Origin of the sequence: Erwinia persicina (genome assembly GCF_014838825.1) — a bacterium.
GTDB lineage: Bacteria > Pseudomonadota > Gammaproteobacteria > Enterobacterales > Enterobacteriaceae > Erwinia > Erwinia persicina_A.
On record NZ_JACYMO010000004.1, the window covers coordinates 304,743 to 325,208 of the forward strand.

The window sequence follows — 20,466 nt, forward strand, 5'->3', positions numbered from 1 at the left end:
AACTTGCTTAAATTTTCTTTATTTACACTCATTATGCAGGCATGGAAAAAATATAAGTAAATCTTATTACCCTGCCAAAATAAATAACAGTGAACATTATAAGCAAATAAAATCAATAAGTTACAATAAAATAGCACAACATTGAAATAGCGGATATTTTGGATGGCAATGTTTTTTAAATACCCGAATCTCTTTTATTAACTAATAAAACCAAATCAACATTCCTTCCGGTACAGTGTTAAATTCTTATCTTACTGCTCAGGCTGAATTTATTATTTAGTTACCCGGGTTATCAATTATTGTCAGTAAATGCGCCATAATTTAAGCGGATTTACATTTCACAGTCTGTCAGAGAAGACCCGCTGCGGCGGGGAACCTGTTTTGCCCGGCATCAGATTGTCTCCCCCATAAAGATCTGATAGCTCAGATCGATGGAGTCTGCCGAGAAGCGGCTGTCACCGATCTTTTTCAGCAGCAGTTCAGCGGCGGTATAACCGATAGCGTAACGAGGCGTGATCACACTGGCCATGCTCGGGTACATCTCGCGGCTGATATCCAGCCCGTGGAAGCCGGCAATCGCGATGCGGCCCGGTACGGCAATACCGTGGCGCTGGCAGTGCAGCAGGGCGCCCAGTGACAGATCGTCGTTGGTGCAGAACACGGCATCCAGATCGGGGAACTGCTCCAGCGCGCTGGCCAGCATCGCGGCCCCCAGTTTCTGCGAGGAGATCGCTTTCGGGTTAACCCGGTTGCCCACGCCGCCGCGCTCCTCCATCGCCTGACAGTAACCACGGTAGCGAAACTCATCCCGGCGGTCATCCTGGGAACCGAAGTAGATCACCCGCCTGCGCCCCTGGTCGAGCAGCGTGCGCGTCATATCGTAACCGGCGCTGAAGTTGTTAAACCCCACCTGCATGTCCAGGCAGGAGCCCTGGGTATCCATCACTTCAACAATCGGGATCTGCGCCGCCCGCAGATACTTCACCGCGCGCAGGGTGTGATCTTTTTCACTGAGGATAATGCCGTCAATGTTGTACGACAGCAGATTAATGATCTGCTCCTCTTCGGTCTGTTTGTCATAGTTGTAGTTGGCAATCAGCGTCTGGTAGCGCCCCTCCTGGGTCGCCGCTTCGATACCGCTGAGGAGGTCAGCAAAGATCTGATTTTTAAACGAGGGGATCAGCACGCCGAGGGTATAGCTCTTCGAGCTGAGGAGCATCTCCGGCGCACGGTTAGGAATGTAGTTAATTTCTTCGATAATCTGCGCGATCTTCGCCCCGGTTTCCGGTGATACCCGGTCAGGCGTGCGCAGGTAACGGCTGACCGTCATTTTCGTCACGCCAGCCAGCGTGGCGATGTCCTGTAGCGATATGCGGTGCGATCTCATGCGTTTCCAGCGTTCAAAAGAAAAAAGGGCCAGGCACCTGCCTGACCCTGTGTCGCAATACTGTTAATGGATGATGGCGTTTAAAATCAGCACACCGGCCAGGCCGAGGAAGGAGATCAGCGTTTCCATCACCGTCCAGGTTTTCAGCGTCTCAATCACGCTCAGGTTGAAATAGCCTTTAAACAGCCAGAAGCCCGGGTCATTGACGTGTGAAGCAATGACGCTACCGGAGCCCACGGCCAGTACCATCAGCGCCGGGTCGGCGTGGGTAATGGCAATAATGGGCGTAACGATACCGGCGGTAGTAATGGCCGCTACGGTGGCAGAGCCCAGCGCAATACGCAGCATCGCTGCTACCGTCCAGCACATCAGCAGCGGAGAGAGTGATGAACCCTTCATCATGTTAGCGATGTAGTCACCCACGCCGCTGTCCACCAGCACCTGCTTAAAGGCACCGCCACCCGCAATGATAAAGACGATCATAGCGATAGCCGCAATGGATGAACTGCACATCTCCATCACTTCTTCCATTTTACGCCCGTTGCGCAGACCCAGCGTAAACACCGCAATCACCACGGAAATAAACAGCGCGACCGCCGGATTCCCCACAAATTCGAAGAACTGGCGCAGCACGTTCTCTTTCGGCGTGGTCAGCTCAAATACTGCCGCCACCGCCATCAGGATCACCGGGATCACCGCAGCAAAGATGCTGGTCCAGAACCCTGGCATTTCGTGATCTTCAAAGATTTTCGGGTTATACAGGCCTTCCGGCGGCGACTTCTCGAAACCTTTGAGGAATTTTGAGAAGATCGGCCCGGCGATAATCACGGTAGGAATGGTGATGATCATGCCGTAGAGCAGCGTGGTGCCCAGATTTGCGCCAAAGATGGTGGCAATGGCCGTAGGCCCCGGGTGCGGCGGCAGGAAGCAGTGCGTCACGGACAGCGCGGCGACCATCGGCAGCCCCACGTACAGCATCGGCATGCCCGAGGCGGCGACCACGGTAAACACCAGCGGCAGCAACAGCACAAAGCCAATCTCGTAGAACATCGCCAGACCGACAATCAGGCCGGTGACCATCAGCGCCCACTGCACGCGTTGTTTACCGAAGGAGGCAATCAGCGTGGTGGCGACGCGCTGCGCGGCCCCGGTATCTGACACCAGCTTACCCAGCATCGCCCCGAAGCCGAGGATCAGCGCCAGGCTGCCGAGCGTACCGCCGACCCCTTTCTGAATGGAGGCGATCACCGCCAGCGGTGTCATCCCCTCTGCCACACCAACCACGGCAGAGACAAATATCAGCGCAATAAAGCCGTTGACCTTGAAGACGATCATCAGCACCAGCAGCAGGATTACGCCAATAGCTATTATTGTAATGGGCATAAAGCACTTCCTTTAAAAGTAGAGGTACAGTTCTGATAAGCGTGCTTATCCGGAAGGTTTCTGGTTGCAACAGGGCGGCGACTCAACACCTCCCCGAAGCGTAACCGGGACGTGCGCAGGAAGCCAACACCGCTGCAGCCTGAAAGATAAAGGATAAACTACACCGCGACGCGCATCCCACCATCGACAAAAAGTAGGTGCCCGTTCACAAAATCAGACGCTTTCGAGGCAAGGAACACCGCCGCGCCGATCAATTCCTCCGGATTACCCCAGCGTGCGGCAGGCGTACGTTTGCATAACCAGGCGGTGAAGGCTTCATCGTCGGCCAGCGCCTGGGTCATCTCGGTTTTGAAATACCCCGGGGCGATACCGTTGACCTGAATGTTGTGGCGCGCCAGCTCAACGCACATACCGCGCGTCAGCATGGTGACGGCCCCTTTCGATGCGGCATAGGGGGTGATGGTGTCACGCCCCAGCTCGCTCTGCATGGAGCCGATATTGATAATTTTGCCTTTCTGACGCGTCACCATCTGGCGGGCAACGGCCTGGGAGACCAGGAATACGGCCGTCTGATTAACCGCGATCACGTCGTTCCAGTCCTGCTCCGGGAACTCGAGGAACGGGCGGCGGCGCTGAATACCGGCGTTGTTGACCAGAACATCAATCGGGCCAATTTCAGCCTCAATTTTCTCGACTGCCGCATTCACTTCGGCGGACTGCGTCACGTTAAAAGCCACCGCGTGCGCCCTGTACCCCTGCTGACGCAGGTCGTCGGCAGCCTTATCGGCTCCCTGCTGGGTGGTGGCGTTAATAATTACCTCCGCCCCGGCTTCAGCCAGCCCTCTGGCCATCAGGAAACCAATACCACGGCCAGAACCGGTGATCAGCACACGTTTATTATCGAGCGAAAAAAGCGTTGTCATGGTCATCCTTTAAAAAGTCAGCTGCACTTTGGCGGCCCGGCTCTTGTCACCGGCAAACTGCAGTGCCGCATCAATATTCTGGTAGTCATATTCACCGCTGAACAGCGGCAGTGGGTTGACGGTGCCGTTACCCAGCCACTCCACCGCCGTGTTGAATTCGGTGGTAAAGCGGAACGAGCCCACCAGACTGATCTCTTTAGCGATCAGCATCATAATCGGGAAGGCTGGCACGTCGCCGCCCATGCCCACCTGCACCAGGGTGCCTTTCGCCCGCGTCACTTCCAGGCAGCGCGTCAGTGAGGAAGGATGGCCCGAGGCTTCAAACGCCACGTCAAAGTAGCCTTTGTCTGCCAGGTACGGGGTGAAGTCCCCGCTGGCAGCATGAACAGTGGCGGTTGCCCCCATCGCAAGCGCCATTTCCAGCGAGCGCTCGCTGACGTCGGCACAAACCACTTCTGCCGCCCCTTTGGCCTTTGCGGCAGCGGCAATCAGGCAACCGATTGGGCCCACGCCAGAGATAAAGACCTTTTTGCCCTGCAATTCGCCGCCCTGATTGGCCGCGTGGATGCAGACCGCCAGCGGCTCGGCAAACACCATCACTTTGTCGTCTGCAGCATTGTCGTAAGGGATGCACTGGCTGCTGTCGACGACTTTGAACTGGGTGAAGCCGCCATCCACATGTGGGTAGTACATTGCACTGCCGAAGAAGCGCATGGTGGTACACTGGTTATCTTCACCGGCCAGGCAATATTTACAGCTGCCGCAGGGTTTTGACGGATTGACCGCCACTTTCTGGCCCTCGTGCAGCGCCGGGTTGTCGCTTTTCACCACCTGCCCAATCACTTCGTGACCGAGGATCATCGGCATTTTTACCGCAAAACTGCCGACTTTACCGTGCTGATAGTAGTGCAGGTCGGAGCCGCAGATGCCGCCACGGGTGATGCGAACCAGCGTGCCTTCGCCCGTGTAATTCACCTGCTGGCTGATAACTTCAACCTGCTCTTTACCGTTGATCATGCAGGATTGTGTGAGGGTGCTCATGGTGGTCTCCAGTACGTGTCGGTATATGGCGCCTATCAAATCGATGTTTAACTTGTAATTCTGTGAATCAGATCACCAAAATTCATGTTACTAAATCAATGTTACGCATAACGTGAAGCGCGTTGTCCTTTCTCTGCGAGATATTCAGTGGCATTCATCACAAAGCGATTAACTGCACTTTCATCGCGGTCATTTGACCGCTACAGTGAAACTCATCCGACCACTTCAGGAATCGCTGACGATGAGCGTGTCACTGTTCTCCCCGCTGGACCTGGGATTCACCCAGCTTAAAAACCGTTTTCTGATGGGATCGATGCATACCGGGCTGGAAGAACATCCGGATGGCCCGGCGCGGCTTGCCGCCTTCTATGCAGAGCGCGCCCGCGCCGGGGTGGCGCTGATTGTGACTGGCGGTATTGCCCCCTCACCAGAGGGCGTGGTGAGCGCAGGAGCATCGGTGCTGAATGATGAGGCGCAGATCCCTCATCATCGACAGGTGACGGACGCGGTACACCAGGCGGGGGGCAAAATTGCTATGCAAATCCTGCACGCCGGGCGCTACAGCTATCAGCCCGCGCTGGTCGCCCCTTCCGCTCTCCAGGCCCCGATTAACCCCTTTACCCCACGGGCGTTAAGCCATGATGAGATTCTGCAACTGATTGCCAGTTATGCGCGCTGTGCGCGCCTGGCGCAGCAGGCAGGCTATGATGGCGTGGAGATTATGGCGTCGGAAGGCTATCTGATTAATCAGTTTCTGGTGGCGCACACCAACCAGCGTGACGATGAGTGGGGAGGCGATGAGACCCGTCGCCAGCGGTTTGCACTGGATATTCTCAGGGCGGTGCGGGCCGCCGTTGGCACGGAGTTTATTATTATCTTCCGCCTGTCGATGCTCGATCTGGTGGAACAGGGCAGCACGCTTGAGCAGACCGTCCGGCTGGCGCAGGCGGTTGAGCAGGCGGGGGCAACGCTGATTAACACCGGCATCGGCTGGCATGAGGCGCGTATTCCCACCATCGCCACCGCCGTTCCGCGTGCCGCCTTCGCCTGGGTAACGCAGGCGCTCCGGCAGCACGTCACGATCCCGCTGATCGCCACTAACCGTATTAACCATCCTGACGTCGCCCAGCGCGTGCTGGATGAAGGCTGCGCCGATATGGTGTCCATGGCCCGCCCTTTTCTGGCCGACGCTGAATTTGTGCTGAAAGCCCGGCAGGGGCGCAGCGATGAGATCAACACCTGCATCGCCTGCAATCAGGCCTGCCTCGATCAGATCTTCGTGGGTAAGCTCACCTCCTGTCTGGTGAATCCCCGCGCCTGCCATGAAACAGTGATGGTCATGACGCCTGCCGTGCAGAGCAAATCGCTGGCGGTGGTCGGAGCCGGCCCTGCCGGGCTGGCGTTTGCGGTCAACGCCGCACAGCGCGGCCACCGGGTGACGCTGTTTGATGCACTGCCGGAAACCGGCGGCCAGTTCACTATCGCCCGGCAGATCCCCGGTAAAGAAGAGTTCAGTGAAACGCTGCGCTACTTCCGCCGTCAGCTGGCGCTGCACCGGGTGACGCTACGGCTGAATCATCGCGCAACACCGGATGATGTCGCCGCATTTGATGAGGTGATACTGGCTACCGGCATCGTGCCGCGTGTGCCGCCCATACCGGGTATCGACCACCCTTCCGTGCTGAGTTATCTCGATGTCATTCGCGACCGGAAACCCGTCGGGCAGCATGTGGCGATTATTGGCGCGGGCGGCATCGGTTTTGATACGGCTGAATATCTGGTGGCGGGCGGGCAGGATATCAGTGCATTCTGCCGGGAATGGGGCATTGACCGCACGCTCTCCCAGCCTGGCGGGCTGTTACCGCCGGAAAGACCGCATGCCGTACGTCAGGTGTGGTTGCTCCAGCGCAAGCCGGGTAAACCCGGTGCCGGGCTGGCGAAAACCACCGGATGGATCCACCGCGCCAGCCTGCAGATGCACGGCGTGCAGATGTGGGGCAACATAGAATACCTGCGGATTGACGATGAGGGTCTGCATATCCTGCGCGACGGTGAACCGCAGACACTGCGCGTGGATAATGTGGTGATCTGTGCCGGACAAGAGCCGGAGCGATCCCTGGCCGACGCGCTGGCCGCCCGGGGGATTACTGCCCACATTATCGGCGGTGCCGACGTGGCGAAAGAGCTGGATGCCCGTCGCGCCATTAAGCAGGGGACGCTGCTGGCGCTGGCGATTTAAAGCATTATCCTGTGACTGCCCCGCTGGTTTGCACGCAGCGCCGGCGCAGTTCACGACGGAAAACCTCTATCGTCCACATCCACAGGATATGCCCGAGGGTTTCGGAAAAAATCTCTTCCACCGGCAAGTGCCAGATCGGGGGTGCCCATCCCCCCACGGGCAGCACAATCCCATGGAAAATGACGGTGATAGCCAGCGCAAAGCCCACGCCCTGCCACAGCGTTATTTTCGGGAAAATCTCTGCCAGCCAGCAGTAGAACATGGCAAAAAAGAGGGAAAACAGGTGATGCACACCCGCCACCCCCCAGTTTACGAGGTGGCCGGAATAGTGATAAACCATATTATTCACAGTAAAGCCAAAGTCACTGAGCATCTCAGCCGGAGGAATGGCCCGGTCAGGGGTTCGCGGCGGGAAGGGATTTTCGGTTCCCCATTTTACAAAACTGGCGACATTCCCCCCCATAAAACCGGAGAAAAGTGCTGCAGCAACGTGACGTTGTGGTGCAGGATGGCTAACGGCCAGGGTGTTCATAGGATGTCCTTCCATTGACAGTGATTTAATCCAATCGTCCCCAAAGGATACCCTGTTTCCCGTCCCCGGTTTACAGCAGGAATGGCGAAAAATGCGCACTGAATAAAACATTAAAAATGTCGCATCGCACCTGTAGTATCACTGCAACGCCTCCGAGATAAAAAGGAACCTACGATGCCGCACTCCTGTCATTCTGCCCTGCTCTCCCGCCTGAGCTGGCTTGACCACGCGTTTATGTCCGCAGGCGAACGCCCCCCTGAAGCAACGCTGTATAACCAGCAGCGCCACAGTGCCCGCGTCATTTCCGATGTGGAGGCCCGGCCGGTGAAAAGTCAGGAAGCTGACGGTCTGATAGGTACCGGCAGTACGCCCGTGGCGATCTACACCGCTGACTGCCTGCCGGTGCTGATTGCCGATACGCGTCAGCGACAGGTGGCAGCGGTGCACGGGGGATTAAAAGGCATACTGAGCGGGGTGATGGGTAACGCCATCGCGCAGCTGTTTGTACGCGGAGCCACGCCGGACAGCCTGTTTATAGCCATCGGCCCGGCTATCGGCCCGTGCTGCTATGAGCTCGGTCAGGATGTGATCGCCCGGGCACAGCAGGATGACCCGCATCACCTGGCAGAGCTGATGTCATGGTCTGCCACTCCCTTTCGTAACCCGTCGGCCGTGCGCCCGCAGGCGCAGGGAACCACCGGTGGCATCTGGTTTGATCTGCCACTGCTGGCAAAACGCATTGCGCTACGCGCCGGGGTGCCGGAAAGCCAGATTGAGCTATCGCAGGTGTGTACCTACTGTATGGCTGAGGAGCAGGCGAGTTACCGCCGCAACAGCCACTTTCAGCAGGGCTATCAGCAGCGATTTTCGTGGATTGCGAAGCGATAACGTCAGGAACGAGGTGTGTTTTTCCCCCGGTAAGAGCACCGGGGGCCCGGCGGGTTACGGCATTTTTACCGAACGTAACACCACAAACTTCTGATTGCTCGCCACGGTGGTGCAGTTGCCAAACAGCTTCTTCATCTTATGGTAGTTGTCGAGGTGACGGTTACCGACAATCCGCAGCTCGCCGCCATCCTGCAGGCAGCGGCGCGCATCGCGCAGCATCTGCCAGGCAATATGGTCGGTCACCGCGCTCTGCTGGTGGAAGGGCGGATTGCACAGCACTGCGTGCAGCCGGTCTGACGGATAACCTGCCAGCGAATTATTGACGTGGAACGTGCTGCGTTCCCTGTCCTGCGGGCAGTTCACTTCAATATTCATCCGGCTGGACGCCACTGCCATATACGACTCATCGACAAAATGGACCTGCGATAGCGGGTTCTGCTGCAGCGCCATCAGGCCAATCACGCCATTGCCACAGCCCAGGTCGACAATCTCACCTTCCAGATCGGAGGGCAGGTGCTGTAAGAAGAAGCGCGCCCCCACATCCAGCCCACCACGCGAAAAGACGTTAGCATGGTTGTGGATCTGGTACGGCGTGCCGTCCAGCTGCCAGCGGGCAATCACGTCGTCCGCTTTCAGCTCGGGCGCGCTGAAGGTGCAGTAAATCAGTCGGGCCTTTTTACGCGCCAGCGAGGTGGTAGTGGCACCGAGAATTTTTTCAAACAGCTGCAGCGTGGAGGTATGGATATCTTTCGCTTTTCCGGCGGCCACAATCTGGGTTTCCGGGGTCACAACGTCGCGCAGCGCACGCAGCTGGTATTCCAGCAGCGCGAGGGTTTTTGGCACCTTAATCAGAACGCGGGCCGGGGCGGCGGGTAAAGGGCTCAGGCTGTCGAGCAGCTGCACGTCCCCTTCATCCAGATGGTTCAGCGCCAGGTTCTGGCGCGTCGCCTGCTGGTTCAGCCAGGAGTCACTGATGCTGTATACGCCCTCACCGGCCAGCGCACAGGCCAGCGCACCGAAGGTGTCGTTAAAGATCAGCGTCACGCCGCTGACCGGGGCATCGCCCAGATGCTGCAACAGATATTCGTCGGCCGCATCCCAGGCCTGCAACGGGCTTTCTTCGCGCATTTGGGGAAAACGATGCAGCGTCAGCATGCGGTTGCTTAGTTCGAGTTGGCTCATGGGATCACCTTAGTGGTAAAATTCCCGCGTTTTATCCCCTAAAACGGGCGCACAGTAAACGTTTTTCTTTACCGGAGTCAGTATGTCGTCGCTTATTTATCTGCAAGGTTACCCCGAATCGCTGCTGTCACAGGTGCGCACGCTGATTGAACAGCAGCGTCTGACGGAGGTGATCAATAAGCGTTATCCGTCCTCCCACAGCATTACCAGCGACAAAGCGCTGTATGACTACGCGCTGGATTTAAAAAATCAGTCGCTGCGTAACGCACCGCCGCTGAACAAAGTTCTCTACGACAGCAAGATTAAGGTGATGAAGCATGCGCTGGGATTACATACGGCCATTTCACGCGTGCAGGGCGGCAAGCTGAAGGCAAAAGCGGAGATCCGCGTGGCGACCATTTTTAAAAATGCCCCGGAAGCCTTCCTGCGGATGATCGTGGTACATGAGCTGGCGCATATTAAAGAAAAAGATCACAACAAGGCGTTCTATCAGCTGTGCTCCCATATGGAGCCGCAGTACCACCAGCTGGAGTTTGATACGCGCCTGTGGCTGACGGCACAGGCGCTGGAAGGACGTGAAGGCTAAACCGCCAGGCGCCGGCGTTTTACCATTTACCCGATGCGCCACCACCACCGCTGCGACCGCCGCCGCCGCTAAATCCGCCGCTGCTGCTGTCTGAATCATCGTCACGCGAAGAACGATCGTCGTCGCGGTCGTCAGAACGATCGCGACTCCCCCCGCCCCCCCCGGTTAGCGTCCCGATCAGTGAGGAAATCAGCATCTGCATCATCAGGCTACCGCCAAACAGCAGGCCGACATTATCACCGCTGACGCCCGCGATGCCGTCGTTTAGCAGCGTGTTGACCAGGGAAACGCCGGTGACTATCGCGCTGACCAGCAGCCCCCTGAGCAGGGAATTACGACGCAGGAAGAAGAAGGGCAGAACAATCATGCCCAGCAGCCAGAGGCCAATGCTGCCCGCAGAGAGCGAAATGGCGTCACCGGATGATGACGGCACCGGCGCGGCGACCGGGCGCGGCGCGACGACAGGCGCATCCCCCTCCACCGGCACACCAAGCTGGCGGGAGATGGCCTGAACGCCGGCCACCAGCCCCTGACCATAGTCCCCCTCCCTGAAGCGCGGAATAATGCTGCCATTAATCACCTGGCTGGCCTGCACGTCGGTAAAATCACCCTCCAGCCCGTAACCGACCTCAATTCGCACGGTACGATCGGTCTTTGCCATGACCAGCAGCAGGCCGTCATCGCGGGCCTTATCTCCCAGTTTCCAGGCGTCAAACACCCGGGTAGCGTACTGCTCAATACTGTCATCCCCGGTGGTATCCACCGCCAGTACTGCCAGCTGATGGCCGGTTTTTTTTTCCAGCGTCACAATCTGGCGATTTATCTGCTCCACCTCTCGGGGACTCAGTACCCCCGCATTATCCGTCACACGCTGCTGTAACGTCGGTACAGCGACCGTTGCGGCCATACTGGTGAAGGGCAGACAGAACAGCAGGATCAGGGTGAGATATCGCATGGCTGTCCCTTATTTCGCGCTGGCAGGCTTTGAGAAATCGACCAGAGGTGCCGTTGAGATCTGCTTTACATTCTCCGGCTGGAAGTTCTCTTTGCGCTGATAGCCCATCACTTTGGCGGTCAGCGAACCGGGGAACTGGCGGATCAGCAGATTGTAGTCCTGCACCGCCCGCACATAGCGCTGACGCGCCACGGTAATCCGGTTTTCGGTGCCTTCCAGCTGCACCATCAGCGTGCTGAACATTTTGTCGGCCTTCAAATCGGGGTAGCGTTCGCTGATCACCAGCAGGCGGGACATGGCACTGCTCAGCTCAGACTGTGACTGCTGGAACGCCTGCATCGCCTGCGCATCGTCCGGGGCATTTTGCACCTGCGTCAGGCTGCCGATTTTGGCGCGGGCATCCGCAATGCTTTTAAAGACTTCGGCTTCATGGCTGGCGCTCGCCTTTGCGGTCGAGACCAGGTTGGGGATCAGATCGGCACGGCGCTGGTACTGGTTCAGCACCTCGGACCATTCAGCGGAGACGGCTTCGTCGCGCTGTTGGATCTGGTTATAGTCGCAGCCGGAAAGCCAGAACATCACCGGCAGCAGCAGCAGCCAGCGAAAACGCGCAGGAAATGACATTATTTCGTCCTTAAAATGAAAATAGTGGCAGGAGGGCATCATACACATCTCTCCTGATATCGCTGTTTCGTTTATATAAAATCTTTTGCCTGCTGGATTAAACTGGTTTTTGTCAGCGCCCCGAGATATTTCCGCTCCAGCGGATTATTCAGCACCGGCAGGCGCTCCAGCGTGACCCGGGCAAAGGCGTCCCAGCCCTCTTTTATTGTCTGGTTTTCATAGATGGTCGGGAAGTTTGCATCCATGACACAGCTGATAGGCGAGGTCAGCGTAATCTCTTTATCCAGTACCTTGTGCGAGATATCGTGGATTGACACAGCGCCAAGAAATTCGCCCTGCTCACCAATGACATAAACAAAACGTTCACGTTTCAGCGTGCTGACCGCCAGCGCTTTGCCGACGGAGTCCTGCGGAGTGAGTGCCGCCCCGGAGACAATAAACTGGGAGATGATGCCGTTATCAAAATCAAATTTGGCATCAGAGCGGCTGAAATGGCTGCTCATCATGGAATAGGCGCTGCGGGCATGCAGACGATACACGGTCATTGAGGCCAGCACGCTGGCGATCATCGCCGGAAACAGCAGGCTGCTGTTGAGCGTCATCTCCAGCACCATCAGCATCGCCATTAAGGGAGCCTGGCTGACCGAGGCGAGGACCGCGCCCATGCCGACGGCAGCAAACACTTCGGCGTTCCCTACCGGCATTCCGGCGGCAGAGGCCAGCAGTGCCACCATTTCGCCCATTAGCGCGCCGATCAGCAACGCCGGGGTAAACAGCCCCCCCACTGCGCTGGATCCCACGGAAATGGCCGTTGCCAGCATTTTCAGCAGCAGCAGCGCCAGCAGCACGGGCAGAAGAAAATCGCCCGCCATAATACGCACAATCACTTCGTAGCCATTACCCAGAATCTGGGTACTGCCAATGGCCAGCGAGCCCACCAGCAGTCCCCCCAGCCCGAGGCGCAACGGCAGGTTGTTGATGCGGGTAAAGCAGCGCTTACTCTGCCCGATCAGCCAGAGCATTGCCCAGCCCATCAGCCCTGCCAGCAGGCCGATACCGACGGTCAGCGCAATGCTACCGGGTGTCAGGTCAAACTGGCTGTGGGAAAAGGGGTACATGGCGGAACGGTGGCCGAGCGACCACATGGTCAGCACCGCCACCCCGGAGGAGATGATCAGCGGGATAAGCCGCTGCATGGCCGAGATGCCAAAGGCAATTTCAGCAACAAAAATCGCGGAGGCCAGCGGCGCATGATACACCGACGAGAGCCCCGCCGCCGCGGCCATGGCCACCACGTCGCTGTTTTTCAGCGGTAGCGACCGGAACCACCAGCGGCCCATCAGGCTCCCCGCTAAGGCCGACAGCTGCACCATCGGCCCCTCACGGCCGATAGACGCCCCGCTGCTGATACTGGCCAGCGATGACAGGCTGCGGAACAGCGAGGTACGGGCAGGCACCGCATCAAGCTGTGCGTTGATCACCTCCAGATAGTCAGTACGCACCGTCTGTTTTTGTTCAATGGCCGTGGCATAGCGCAGCAGAAAACCCGCGATCAACCCGCCGCAGCCGACAATCAGCGGCCAGATATACCAGGGGTAAACCTGCATCGCCCGGGTAATATCGGTCTGGCCACGAAACAGCAGGCTATCGATCAGGTTAATCGCTTCACGAAAGCCCAGCGTCACCAGGGAAGCCACCAGCCCGACCGGGATTGCCACCAGAATACTGGTCCAGTTAAGTGCATGTTTACTCTGCGGGCTGCGAACGCTCATCGGGTTCCCTCGGGATGATTTTCTGTATGGTGCGAGAGGTGAGCTGAAAAATCAAATCCCTCCTTTTAGTCATTGCCAGGCTGCACACAGATGGTAATCTGCTTTTTCGTTCACTCAGCCGCACAGGAACACTATGATTCGCTTTGCCGTCGTTGGAACCAACTGGATCACCCGTCAGTTTATCGATGCTGCCCATGAAACCGGGAAAATGAAGCTGACCGCCGTTTATTCACGCTCACTGGCGCAGGCAGAGACCTTCGCCAGCGACTATCCGGTCGAGCAGTTGTTTGACTCGCTGGAGGAGATGGCGGCATCGGATGCAATCGATGCGGTGTATATTGCCAGCCCCAACGCGCTGCACTGCCCGCAGGCCCTGCTGTTCCTGCGCCACCGTAAACATGTGATCTGTGAAAAGCCGCTGGCCTCCAATCTGCGTGAAGTCGATGCGATGATCGCCTGTGCCGCCGAACATCAAGTGGTGCTGTTTGAAGCGTTTAAAACCGCCAGCCTGCCCAATTTTCTCGCACTGCAACAGGCGCTGCCGAAAGTGGGCCGGCTGCGTAAAGCCTTTATTAACTACTGCCAGTACTCTTCCCGCTATCAGCGTTACCTTGACGGGGAAAACCCCAACACGTTCAATCCCGCCTGGTCCAACGGCTCCATTATGGATATTGGCTACTACTGCCTGGGGACAGCGGTGAGCCTGTGGGGTGAACCGGACAGCATCGTCGCCAGCGCCAGCCTGCTGGACAGCGGCGTTGACGGTCACGGCACGGCGATCCTTAACTACGGCGATTTCGATGTCACGCTGCAGCACTCCAAAATCAGCCAGTCGACCCTGCCGAGTGAAATCCAGGGTGAAGACGGCTCGCTGGTGGTGGAGCAGGTTTCCGAATGTCAGCGTCTCAGCTTTGTCCCGCGCGGTGGTAAGGCGCAGGATCTGACGCAGCCGCAGCATATCAACACCATGCTGTACGAAGCAGAGGTGTTCGCCCGGCTGGTGGAAAATAATCAGGTCGATCACCCCGGGCTGGCGACCTCGCGGATCACCGCAAAGGTGCTGACCGAAATCCGCCGTCAGACCGGCGTGGTGTTCCCGGCTGACACGGCTGCTGTGTAAATATTTCTAAATATTACTGAAGAAGATTGACCTGCCGCAGCGGGCCGCCTATCTTTTGCCTCAGCAAAGGGGAGTAACTTCTTCGTCAGTTAATCGTCAATACGACATCCACATGATGTCCGGTTACTGAGCAACCTTATCCTGGTTGTAAGTGAGACCTTGCCGGGAGGCGAGGTTTGCTTACAGCATCAATAATATTGTGGCTGATGCCTTCCGATATACCCTACAGACGTCAGGTCGCAGACAGGCGGCAACTTAACGGTTCTCCACCCGCTTACATCAGTAAGTGACCGGGGTTCGTGAAGTCAGCCAACGTATCTGCAGCATGAAAGATGACGGGTAATTGGCCATTTTTTATTTTGCACGGGATGATATATGAACACTGTCGGCACACCGTTACTCTGGGGCAGCTTCGCTGTCGTCGTCGTGATAATGCTGGCGATTGACCTGCTGTTGCAGGGCCGTCGCGGCTCGCACACCATGACCATGAAACAGGCCGCTGCCTGGTCGCTGGTCTGGGTGACGCTCTCTCTGTTATTTAATGCTGCCTTCTGGTGGTACCTCAACGACACCGTCGGGCGCGAAGTGGCGGACACTCAGGCGCTGGCGTTCCTCACCGGTTATCTGATTGAAAAAGCGCTGGCCGTCGACAACGTGTTTGTCTGGCTGATGCTGTTCAGCTATTTTGCCGTACCGGCCGCGCTGCAGCGCAGGGTGCTGATTTACGGCGTGCTGGGTGCGATCGTCCTGCGTACCATCATGATCTTTGCCGGAAGCTGGCTGGTGACTCAGTTTAGCTGGCTGCTGTACATCTTCGGTGCCTTCCTGCTGTTCACCGGGATTAAAATGGCCCTGGCGAAGGAAGATGACAGCGCTATTGGCGACAAGCCGCTGGTACGCTGGCTGCGCAGCCGTATGCGTATGACCGACAAAATCGAAGGCGAGAAGTTCTTTGTGCGTAAAAATGGCGTGCTGTTTGCGACGCCGCTGCTGCTGGTACTGATTATGGTGGAACTGAGTGACGTAATTTTCGCCGTTGACAGTATTCCGGCCATCTTTGCCGTGACCACCGATCCATTTATCGTGCTGACCTCCAATCTGTTCGCCATCCTCGGCCTGCGTGCGATGTACTTCCTGCTGGCGAACGTGGCAGAGCGCTTCTCGATGCTGAAGTATGGCCTGTCGGTGATCCTGGTGTTTATCGGCGTGAAGATGTTAATCGTCGACTTCTTCCATATTCCGATTGCCATCTCGCTGGGCGTAGTAGGCGGTATTCTGGCCCTGACGCTGATTATCAACGCGGTGGTCAACTACCGTAACGATCGTAAAGTATCCTGACGAGACGGGGCGGCTGGAAAAAGGTCGCCCCCACCGGGTAGGATCGCCAGGGGCGATCATTTTTTCGATCGCCCTCCTGGCACACGACGACCAGAATAGAGGGTCTTCCCCTACAGATAACCCTGATATCCCTGTGCAGCCCCTCATTTTTCCCTTTCCCTGCCAGATGATTTCCTTATACTGCCCCACGCAAACACACTCCAATACATCGATAACGATAGCGATTTTAAACTATGCGTACTGAAAAAAGTGGCCACGGGCTGATTCGTCGCCTGATGCAGGGTAGCCTGGTAACACAAATCATGATCGGTCTGGTGGCAGGTATTGCCCTGGCCTGGTTTTCGAAAAGCAATGCGCTGGCGGTGGGCCTGCTCGGTGAGCTGTTTGTCAGCGCGCTGAAAGCGGTAGCCCCGCTTCTGGTGCTGGTGCTGGTGATCGCCTCGATTGCTAACCATCAGCAGGGGCAGAAAACCAATATTCGCCCCATCATTATGCTTTATCTGCTCAGTACCTTCTGCGCGGCGATTGTCGCCGTGGTGGGCAGCCATCTGCTGCCGCAGAACCTGACATTGAGGACGGCCAGCACTGAGATTGTGCCGCCATCGGGGATCCTGGAGGTGCTGCGTGGCCTGCTAATGAGCATGGTGACCAACCCGGTTGAAGCCGTGATGAAAGCCAATTACATCGGTATTCTGGTCTGGGCGATTGGCTTGGGCTTTGCCTTCCGCCACAGCAGCGACAGCACCCGTACCTTCCTGAATGATGCCTCCGATGCCGTCACCCGCCTGGTGCGGATTGTGATCCGCTTCGCGCCGATCGGGATTTTTGGCCTGGTCGGGTCGATTCTGGCCTCAACCGGCTTTGACGCGCTGTGGGACTATGCCAGCCTGCTGGTACTGCTGATTGGCTGTATGCTGCTGATGGCACTGGTGTTTAACCCGCTGCTGGTGTGGTGGCAGATCCGCCGTAACCCGTATCCGCTGGTCTTTACCTGCCTGCGCGAAAGTGGCGTGACCGCCTTCTTCACTCGCAGCTCGGCCGCCAATATTCCGGTCAATATGGCACTGGCGAAAAAACTCGGTCTGAATGAGGATACCTATTCGGTCTCGATCCCGATTGGTGCCAATATCAGCATGGCGGGAGCGTCAATCACCATCACCGTGCTGACGCTGGCGGCCGTTAATACGCTGGGCATCCACGTCGACGTGCCGACCGCCATTCTGCTGAGTCTGGTCGCTTCAATTTGTGCCTGCGGGGCCTCGGGCGTGGCTGGCGGTTCCCTGCTGCTGATCCCGGTAGCCTGCAACATGTTCGGTATTCCGAATGAAGTCGCGATGCAGGTGGTGGCCGTGGGCTTTATCATCGGCGTATTACAGGATTCAGCTGAAACCGCCCTGAATTCGTCGGCGGATATCCTGTTTACCGCTGCGGCCTGCATGGCCGACGATCGCCGCGCCGCAAAGAACGCGTAAATCGCCACGGGCTGACCAAAAGACCAGGTCAGCCCCTGTGCCTTCCGCTCACCCGTTGCCGGTGACAGGCGGAATTACAGCGTGACCCCACTTTTAAATATCGCCAGCTCGCGAAAATCATTCTCTTCGTTCCGCGTCTGCTGCCCGTTGGCGATGGCCACGATGGTATCGACAAACTGCGCCAGCAGCGCAGGCATCTCCACGCCGTGGATCAGCTGTCCGGCATCGAAATCAATCCAGTGGGGCTTTTTCGCTGCCAGCTCGCTGTTGGTGGCAAGTTTCACCGTCGGCACAAAGCCCCCGTAAGGCGTACCGCGTCCGGTACTGAACAGCACCATATGGCAGCCTGCCCCGGCCAGGGCGCTGGTGGCAACGGCATCGTTACCCGGTGCGCTGAGTAAATTCAGCCCCGGCCGCGTCAGGCGCTGCCCGTACTTCAACACATCCACCACCTGACTCTGTCCGGCTTTCTGGGTACAGCCCAGCGACTTCTCTTCCAGCGTGGTGATGCCTCCGGCTTTATTGCCCGGGGACGGATTTTCATAAATCGGCTGGTTGTGGGCAATAAAGTACTGCTTGAAGTCGTTAATCAGGGTGACGGTTTTTTCAAAGGTCGCCGCGTCGCGACAGCGGCTCATCAAAATACGTTCCGCGCCGAACATCTCCGGTACCTCGGTCAGTACCGTGGTGCCGCCGTTGGCAATCATCTGGTCAGAGAAACGTCCGAGCAGCGGATTGGCGGTGATCCCCGACAGGCCGTCCGATCCCCCGCACTCCAGACCGAACTTCAGTTCGCTGAGCTGGCCCGGCTGGCGGCGATCGTGGCGCATCGCCTCATACAGCGGGTGCAGTAACGCCAGGCCGGCTTCCACTTCATCGTCCTGCTGCTGGCAGACCATAAACTTCACCCGCTGAGGGTCAACGTGACCAAGCGTCTCGCGGAACACGTCTACCTGGTTGTTTTCGCAGCCGAGGCCTATCACCAGCACGGCACCGGCGTTGGGGTGCCGCACCATATTTTGCAGCATGGTGCGGGTATTCTCATGATCCTGGCCGAGCTGCGAACAGCCGAAAGGGTGGCTGAACAGATGGACGCCATCAATACCGGCCGCCCCGGCGGTCTCTTTCAGGAAACGCTGCAGGATCTGGCGGGCAATGCCGTTGACACAGCCCACGGTGGGCAGGATCCACAGCTCATTGCGAATGCCCACTTCACCGCTGCTGCGGCGATAGACCTGTATCTCACGATCGGCGGCCTGTTCAGGCAGCGTGACGAAATCCGGCTGATACTGGTACTCATTCAGGTCGCTCAGATTGGTACGCGCATTGTTCGAGTGGATCATCTCCCCTGCGGCGATCGCCTGGGTTGTATGCCCAATGGGCAGGCCATACTTCACGACCTGTGCGCCTTCTGGCAGCGGCTGGAGGGCAAATTTGTGTCCACGGCCGACCGGCTGCTTCAGCACCAGCGACTGCCCGACCTCGTGGATGTGCTCGCCTTCGTCCAGGTCACGCAGCGCGACGGCGACATTATCCAGACTGTGTATCTTAATGATGCTTTGCATGTTTCCCGCCTTGTGTGATCTGTGCCAGCGCGGCGCGCATCCCGCATGAGGTGATCTGCTGCAGTTGCGCCGTCACGCACTCTGCCAGGCCGGACAGCCCGGTCAGATCCTGGCCCCAGTGCCCGGTGTCACTCAGCACCTCGTCCACCAGCTGTCGCAGGGTGATAACGTGGTCATCAACCTGTGGCCACAGCGCGGCAAAGCGCGCCAGCCAGTGAGCGTCATCCTGCAGCGGGTAGCGCTCACCGTCACGTTCGCCCCGGTAGTACGCCAGCAGCGCGGCCAGCGCAAAGCTCAGATAAGGTGGCGGCGTGCCGTGCTGCGCCTGCTGCCACAGCAGGGCGGGCAGCAGGCGGGTACGGAATTTCGTCATGCTGTTCAGGGCGATGCTACTGAGCTGGTGGCGAATAAACGGATTACGAAAACGGGTCAGCACCGCATCCGCAAAAGCGTTCAGCTCCGCCACCGGCTGTGCCAGCGTCGGAATGATTTCATGACGCAGCGTCTCATCGACAAAGCTGGCGACAGCCGGATCGTTCATCGCGTCGCCCACGGCGCTCAAACCGGCGAGAAAGGCCACCGGTACCATCGCCGTATGTGCGCCGTTGAGGATGGCCACTTTGCGCGCTTTATAGGGTTTGATGTCGTCCACCAGACGGATATTCAGATCCAGCTTGTTCAGCCGCAGCGCCTCCGCGACAGAAGAGGGTCCCTGGATCACCAGCTGGTAATACACTTCACCCGCCACCAGATAGTCATCCTGATAGCCCAGCCCGGCTTCCAGTTCGCGGGCATCCTGCGGATAGCCGGTGACGATGCGATCCACCAGCGTGGAACAGAACGTGTTGTGCTGGCTGACCCACTGCATAAAGTCTGCCGGCAGCTGCCAGCGCTGCGCCGTCTGTAACACGCACGACCGCAACGCCTCTCCGTTATCGTCAATCAGCTCGCACGGCAGCATGATCCAGCCTTTGTCTGCCGCGCCGTTAAAGTGCTGCCAGCGCGCCAGCAGCAGGCGCGTTAACTTAGCCGGGAAGCTGACAGGCGGCGCGGACGCCAGCGTATCTGCCGGGTCAACGTAGATCCCTGTCTCGGTGGTATTGGACACCACAATGCGCAGCCGGGGATCGTGTGCCAGCGCCATAAAAGCGGCAAAATCCTCTGTGGGCTGGATTTCGCGGTTCACCGAGCGGATCAGTCGCGCCTCACTGACTACCTTGCCCTGGGCAGTGATCCCCCTGATCAGGGTGGTGTAAAGCCCGTCCTGACTGTTCAGACTGCGGGGACTGCTGCTGGCGCGCGGCCTGACCACCACCACACCGGCCGCCAGGTCGGTATGCTCATTGAGCAGGTCGACCTGCCAGTCGATAAAGGCGCGCAGGAAATTGCCCTCTCCGAACTGGATAATGCGCTCAGGATAGCGCGGCCCCGGAAAATCGTGTCGGTTCAGCTTGCGCAT

General features: G+C 57.9%; 17 protein-coding genes. 6 read left to right on the forward strand and 11 right to left on the reverse strand.

The window, feature by feature from the left end; all coding sequences use genetic code 11:
• Nucleotides 1-391: 391 nt before the first annotated feature.
• The 4 genes from idnR to idnD form a co-directional block, all read right to left on the reverse strand.
• Nucleotides 392-1,387 (reverse strand): DNA-binding transcriptional regulator IdnR, encoded by a 996-nt coding sequence (idnR, locus tag IFU29_RS12905; RefSeq protein ID WP_191934273.1) that lies wholly within the window; start codon nt 1,385-1,387, stop codon nt 392-394.
• 63 nt (nt 1,388-1,450) lie between these two features.
• Nucleotides 1,451-2,770, reverse strand: a complete 1,320-nt coding sequence (locus tag IFU29_RS12910) for a gluconate:H+ symporter (protein WP_062745501.1) — start codon at nt 2,768-2,770, stop codon at nt 1,451-1,453.
• A 158-nt stretch (nt 2,771-2,928) separates the two neighbouring features.
• A complete protein-coding gene (gene idnO / locus IFU29_RS12915; RefSeq protein WP_191934274.1) occupies nt 2,929-3,693 on the reverse strand; it encodes a gluconate 5-dehydrogenase in 765 nt (254 codons plus the stop codon).
• A 9-nt stretch (nt 3,694-3,702) separates the two neighbouring features.
• A complete protein-coding gene (gene idnD / locus IFU29_RS12920) occupies nt 3,703-4,734 on the reverse strand; it encodes an L-idonate 5-dehydrogenase (protein WP_191934275.1) in 1,032 nt (343 codons plus the stop codon).
• A gap of 241 nt (nt 4,735-4,975) precedes the next feature.
• On the opposite strand from idnD, the gene IFU29_RS12925 reads away from it, so the two are divergent.
• Complete coding sequence (locus IFU29_RS12925; RefSeq protein WP_191934276.1) at nt 4,976-6,973, forward strand: oxidoreductase; 1,998 nt, start codon at nt 4,976-4,978, stop codon at nt 6,971-6,973.
• Nucleotides 6,974-6,977: 4 nt separating this feature from the next.
• Here IFU29_RS12925 and IFU29_RS12930 read toward each other — a convergent pair whose 3' ends face one another.
• A complete protein-coding gene (locus IFU29_RS12930) occupies nt 6,978-7,505 on the reverse strand; it encodes a YagU family protein (protein WP_191934277.1) in 528 nt (175 codons plus the stop codon).
• Between the two features lie 174 nt (nt 7,506-7,679).
• Here IFU29_RS12930 and IFU29_RS12935 point away from each other — a divergent pair, with 174 nt between their 5' ends.
• The gene (locus IFU29_RS12935; RefSeq protein ID WP_191934278.1) at nt 7,680-8,393 is read left to right on the forward strand and encodes a polyphenol oxidase family protein; all 714 of its coding nucleotides are present in this window, start codon (nt 7,680-7,682) and stop codon (nt 8,391-8,393) included.
• Between the two features lie 54 nt (nt 8,394-8,447).
• Here IFU29_RS12935 and rlmG read toward each other — a convergent pair whose 3' ends face one another.
• Nucleotides 8,448-9,575, reverse strand: coding sequence for a 23S rRNA (guanine(1835)-N(2))-methyltransferase RlmG (gene rlmG / locus IFU29_RS12940; protein WP_191934279.1), 1,128 nt, complete (start codon nt 9,573-9,575; stop codon nt 8,448-8,450).
• An 82-nt stretch (nt 9,576-9,657) separates the two neighbouring features.
• Here rlmG and IFU29_RS12945 point away from each other — a divergent pair, with 82 nt between their 5' ends.
• Nucleotides 9,658-10,161 (forward strand): M48 metallopeptidase family protein, encoded by a 504-nt coding sequence (locus tag IFU29_RS12945; RefSeq protein WP_191934280.1) that lies wholly within the window; start codon nt 9,658-9,660, stop codon nt 10,159-10,161.
• 19 nt (nt 10,162-10,180) lie between these two features.
• Here IFU29_RS12945 and IFU29_RS12950 read toward each other — a convergent pair whose 3' ends face one another.
• From IFU29_RS12950 to IFU29_RS12960, 3 genes are all read right to left on the reverse strand, one after another.
• Nucleotides 10,181-11,116, reverse strand: a complete 936-nt coding sequence (locus tag IFU29_RS12950) for a TPM domain-containing protein (RefSeq protein WP_191934281.1) — start codon at nt 11,114-11,116, stop codon at nt 10,181-10,183.
• A gap of 9 nt (nt 11,117-11,125) precedes the next feature.
• Entirely contained in the window at nt 11,126-11,740 is a 615-nt protein-coding gene (locus IFU29_RS12955; RefSeq protein WP_191934282.1) for a LemA family protein, read from the reverse strand.
• A 71-nt stretch (nt 11,741-11,811) separates the two neighbouring features.
• On the reverse strand, nt 11,812-13,512 hold the full coding sequence (locus tag IFU29_RS12960; RefSeq protein ID WP_191934283.1) for a chloride channel protein: 1,701 nt from the start codon (nt 13,510-13,512) through the stop codon (nt 11,812-11,814).
• Nucleotides 13,513-13,645: 133 nt separating this feature from the next.
• Here IFU29_RS12960 and IFU29_RS12965 point away from each other — a divergent pair, with 133 nt between their 5' ends.
• From IFU29_RS12965 to sstT, 3 genes are all read left to right on the forward strand, one after another.
• Nucleotides 13,646-14,632, forward strand: a complete 987-nt coding sequence (locus IFU29_RS12965) for a Gfo/Idh/MocA family protein (protein WP_191934284.1) — start codon at nt 13,646-13,648, stop codon at nt 14,630-14,632.
• Nucleotides 14,633-15,007: 375 nt separating this feature from the next.
• Nucleotides 15,008-15,970, forward strand: coding sequence for a TerC family protein (locus tag IFU29_RS12970; RefSeq protein ID WP_062745529.1), 963 nt, complete (start codon nt 15,008-15,010; stop codon nt 15,968-15,970).
• A 233-nt stretch (nt 15,971-16,203) separates the two neighbouring features.
• Nucleotides 16,204-17,442: a serine/threonine transporter SstT gene (sstT, locus tag IFU29_RS12975; protein ID WP_191934285.1), complete on the forward strand. Its 1,239-nt coding sequence runs from the start codon at nt 16,204-16,206 to the stop codon at nt 17,440-17,442.
• Nucleotides 17,443-17,516: 74 nt separating this feature from the next.
• Here sstT and IFU29_RS12980 read toward each other — a convergent pair whose 3' ends face one another.
• Entirely contained in the window at nt 17,517-19,007 is a 1,491-nt protein-coding gene (locus tag IFU29_RS12980; RefSeq protein WP_191934286.1) for a UxaA family hydrolase, read from the reverse strand.
• Nucleotides 18,991-20,466, reverse strand: a complete 1,476-nt coding sequence (locus IFU29_RS12985; RefSeq protein ID WP_191934287.1) for a tagaturonate reductase — start codon at nt 20,464-20,466, stop codon at nt 18,991-18,993. The genes IFU29_RS12980 and IFU29_RS12985 overlap by 17 nt, the downstream gene beginning before the upstream one ends.

What these genes read in the sequence shown, in the direction of transcription:
- idnR (WP_191934273.1), bottom strand. Translation starts at nt 1,387, where the DNA reads ATGAGATCGCACCGCATATCGCTACAGGACATCGCCACGCTGGCTGGC.
- IFU29_RS12910 (WP_062745501.1), bottom strand. Translation starts at nt 2,770, where the DNA reads ATGCCCATTACAATAATAGCTATTGGCGTAATCCTGCTGCTGGTGCTG.
- idnO (WP_191934274.1), bottom strand. Translation starts at nt 3,693, where the DNA reads ATGACAACGCTTTTTTCGCTCGATAATAAACGTGTGCTGATCACCGGT.
- idnD (WP_191934275.1), bottom strand. Translation starts at nt 4,734, where the DNA reads ATGAGCACCCTCACACAATCCTGCATGATCAACGGTAAAGAGCAGGTT.
- IFU29_RS12925 (WP_191934276.1), top strand. Translation starts at nt 4,976, where the DNA reads ATGAGCGTGTCACTGTTCTCCCCGCTGGACCTGGGATTCACCCAGCTT.
- IFU29_RS12930 (WP_191934277.1), bottom strand. Translation starts at nt 7,505, where the DNA reads ATGAACACCCTGGCCGTTAGCCATCCTGCACCACAACGTCACGTTGCT.
- IFU29_RS12935 (WP_191934278.1), top strand. Translation starts at nt 7,680, where the DNA reads ATGCCGCACTCCTGTCATTCTGCCCTGCTCTCCCGCCTGAGCTGGCTT.
- rlmG (WP_191934279.1), bottom strand. Translation starts at nt 9,575, where the DNA reads ATGAGCCAACTCGAACTAAGCAACCGCATGCTGACGCTGCATCGTTTT.
- IFU29_RS12945 (WP_191934280.1), top strand. Translation starts at nt 9,658, where the DNA reads ATGTCGTCGCTTATTTATCTGCAAGGTTACCCCGAATCGCTGCTGTCA.
- IFU29_RS12950 (WP_191934281.1), bottom strand. Translation starts at nt 11,116, where the DNA reads ATGCGATATCTCACCCTGATCCTGCTGTTCTGTCTGCCCTTCACCAGT.
- IFU29_RS12955 (WP_191934282.1), bottom strand. Translation starts at nt 11,740, where the DNA reads ATGTCATTTCCTGCGCGTTTTCGCTGGCTGCTGCTGCTGCCGGTGATG.
- IFU29_RS12960 (WP_191934283.1), bottom strand. Translation starts at nt 13,512, where the DNA reads ATGAGCGTTCGCAGCCCGCAGAGTAAACATGCACTTAACTGGACCAGT.
- IFU29_RS12965 (WP_191934284.1), top strand. Translation starts at nt 13,646, where the DNA reads ATGATTCGCTTTGCCGTCGTTGGAACCAACTGGATCACCCGTCAGTTT.
- IFU29_RS12970 (WP_062745529.1), top strand. Translation starts at nt 15,008, where the DNA reads ATGAACACTGTCGGCACACCGTTACTCTGGGGCAGCTTCGCTGTCGTC.
- sstT (WP_191934285.1), top strand. Translation starts at nt 16,204, where the DNA reads ATGCGTACTGAAAAAAGTGGCCACGGGCTGATTCGTCGCCTGATGCAG.
- IFU29_RS12980 (WP_191934286.1), bottom strand. Translation starts at nt 19,007, where the DNA reads ATGCAAAGCATCATTAAGATACACAGTCTGGATAATGTCGCCGTCGCG.
- IFU29_RS12985 (WP_191934287.1), bottom strand. Translation starts at nt 20,466, where the DNA reads ATGCGCAAGCTGAACCGACACGATTTTCCGGGGCCGCGCTATCCTGAG.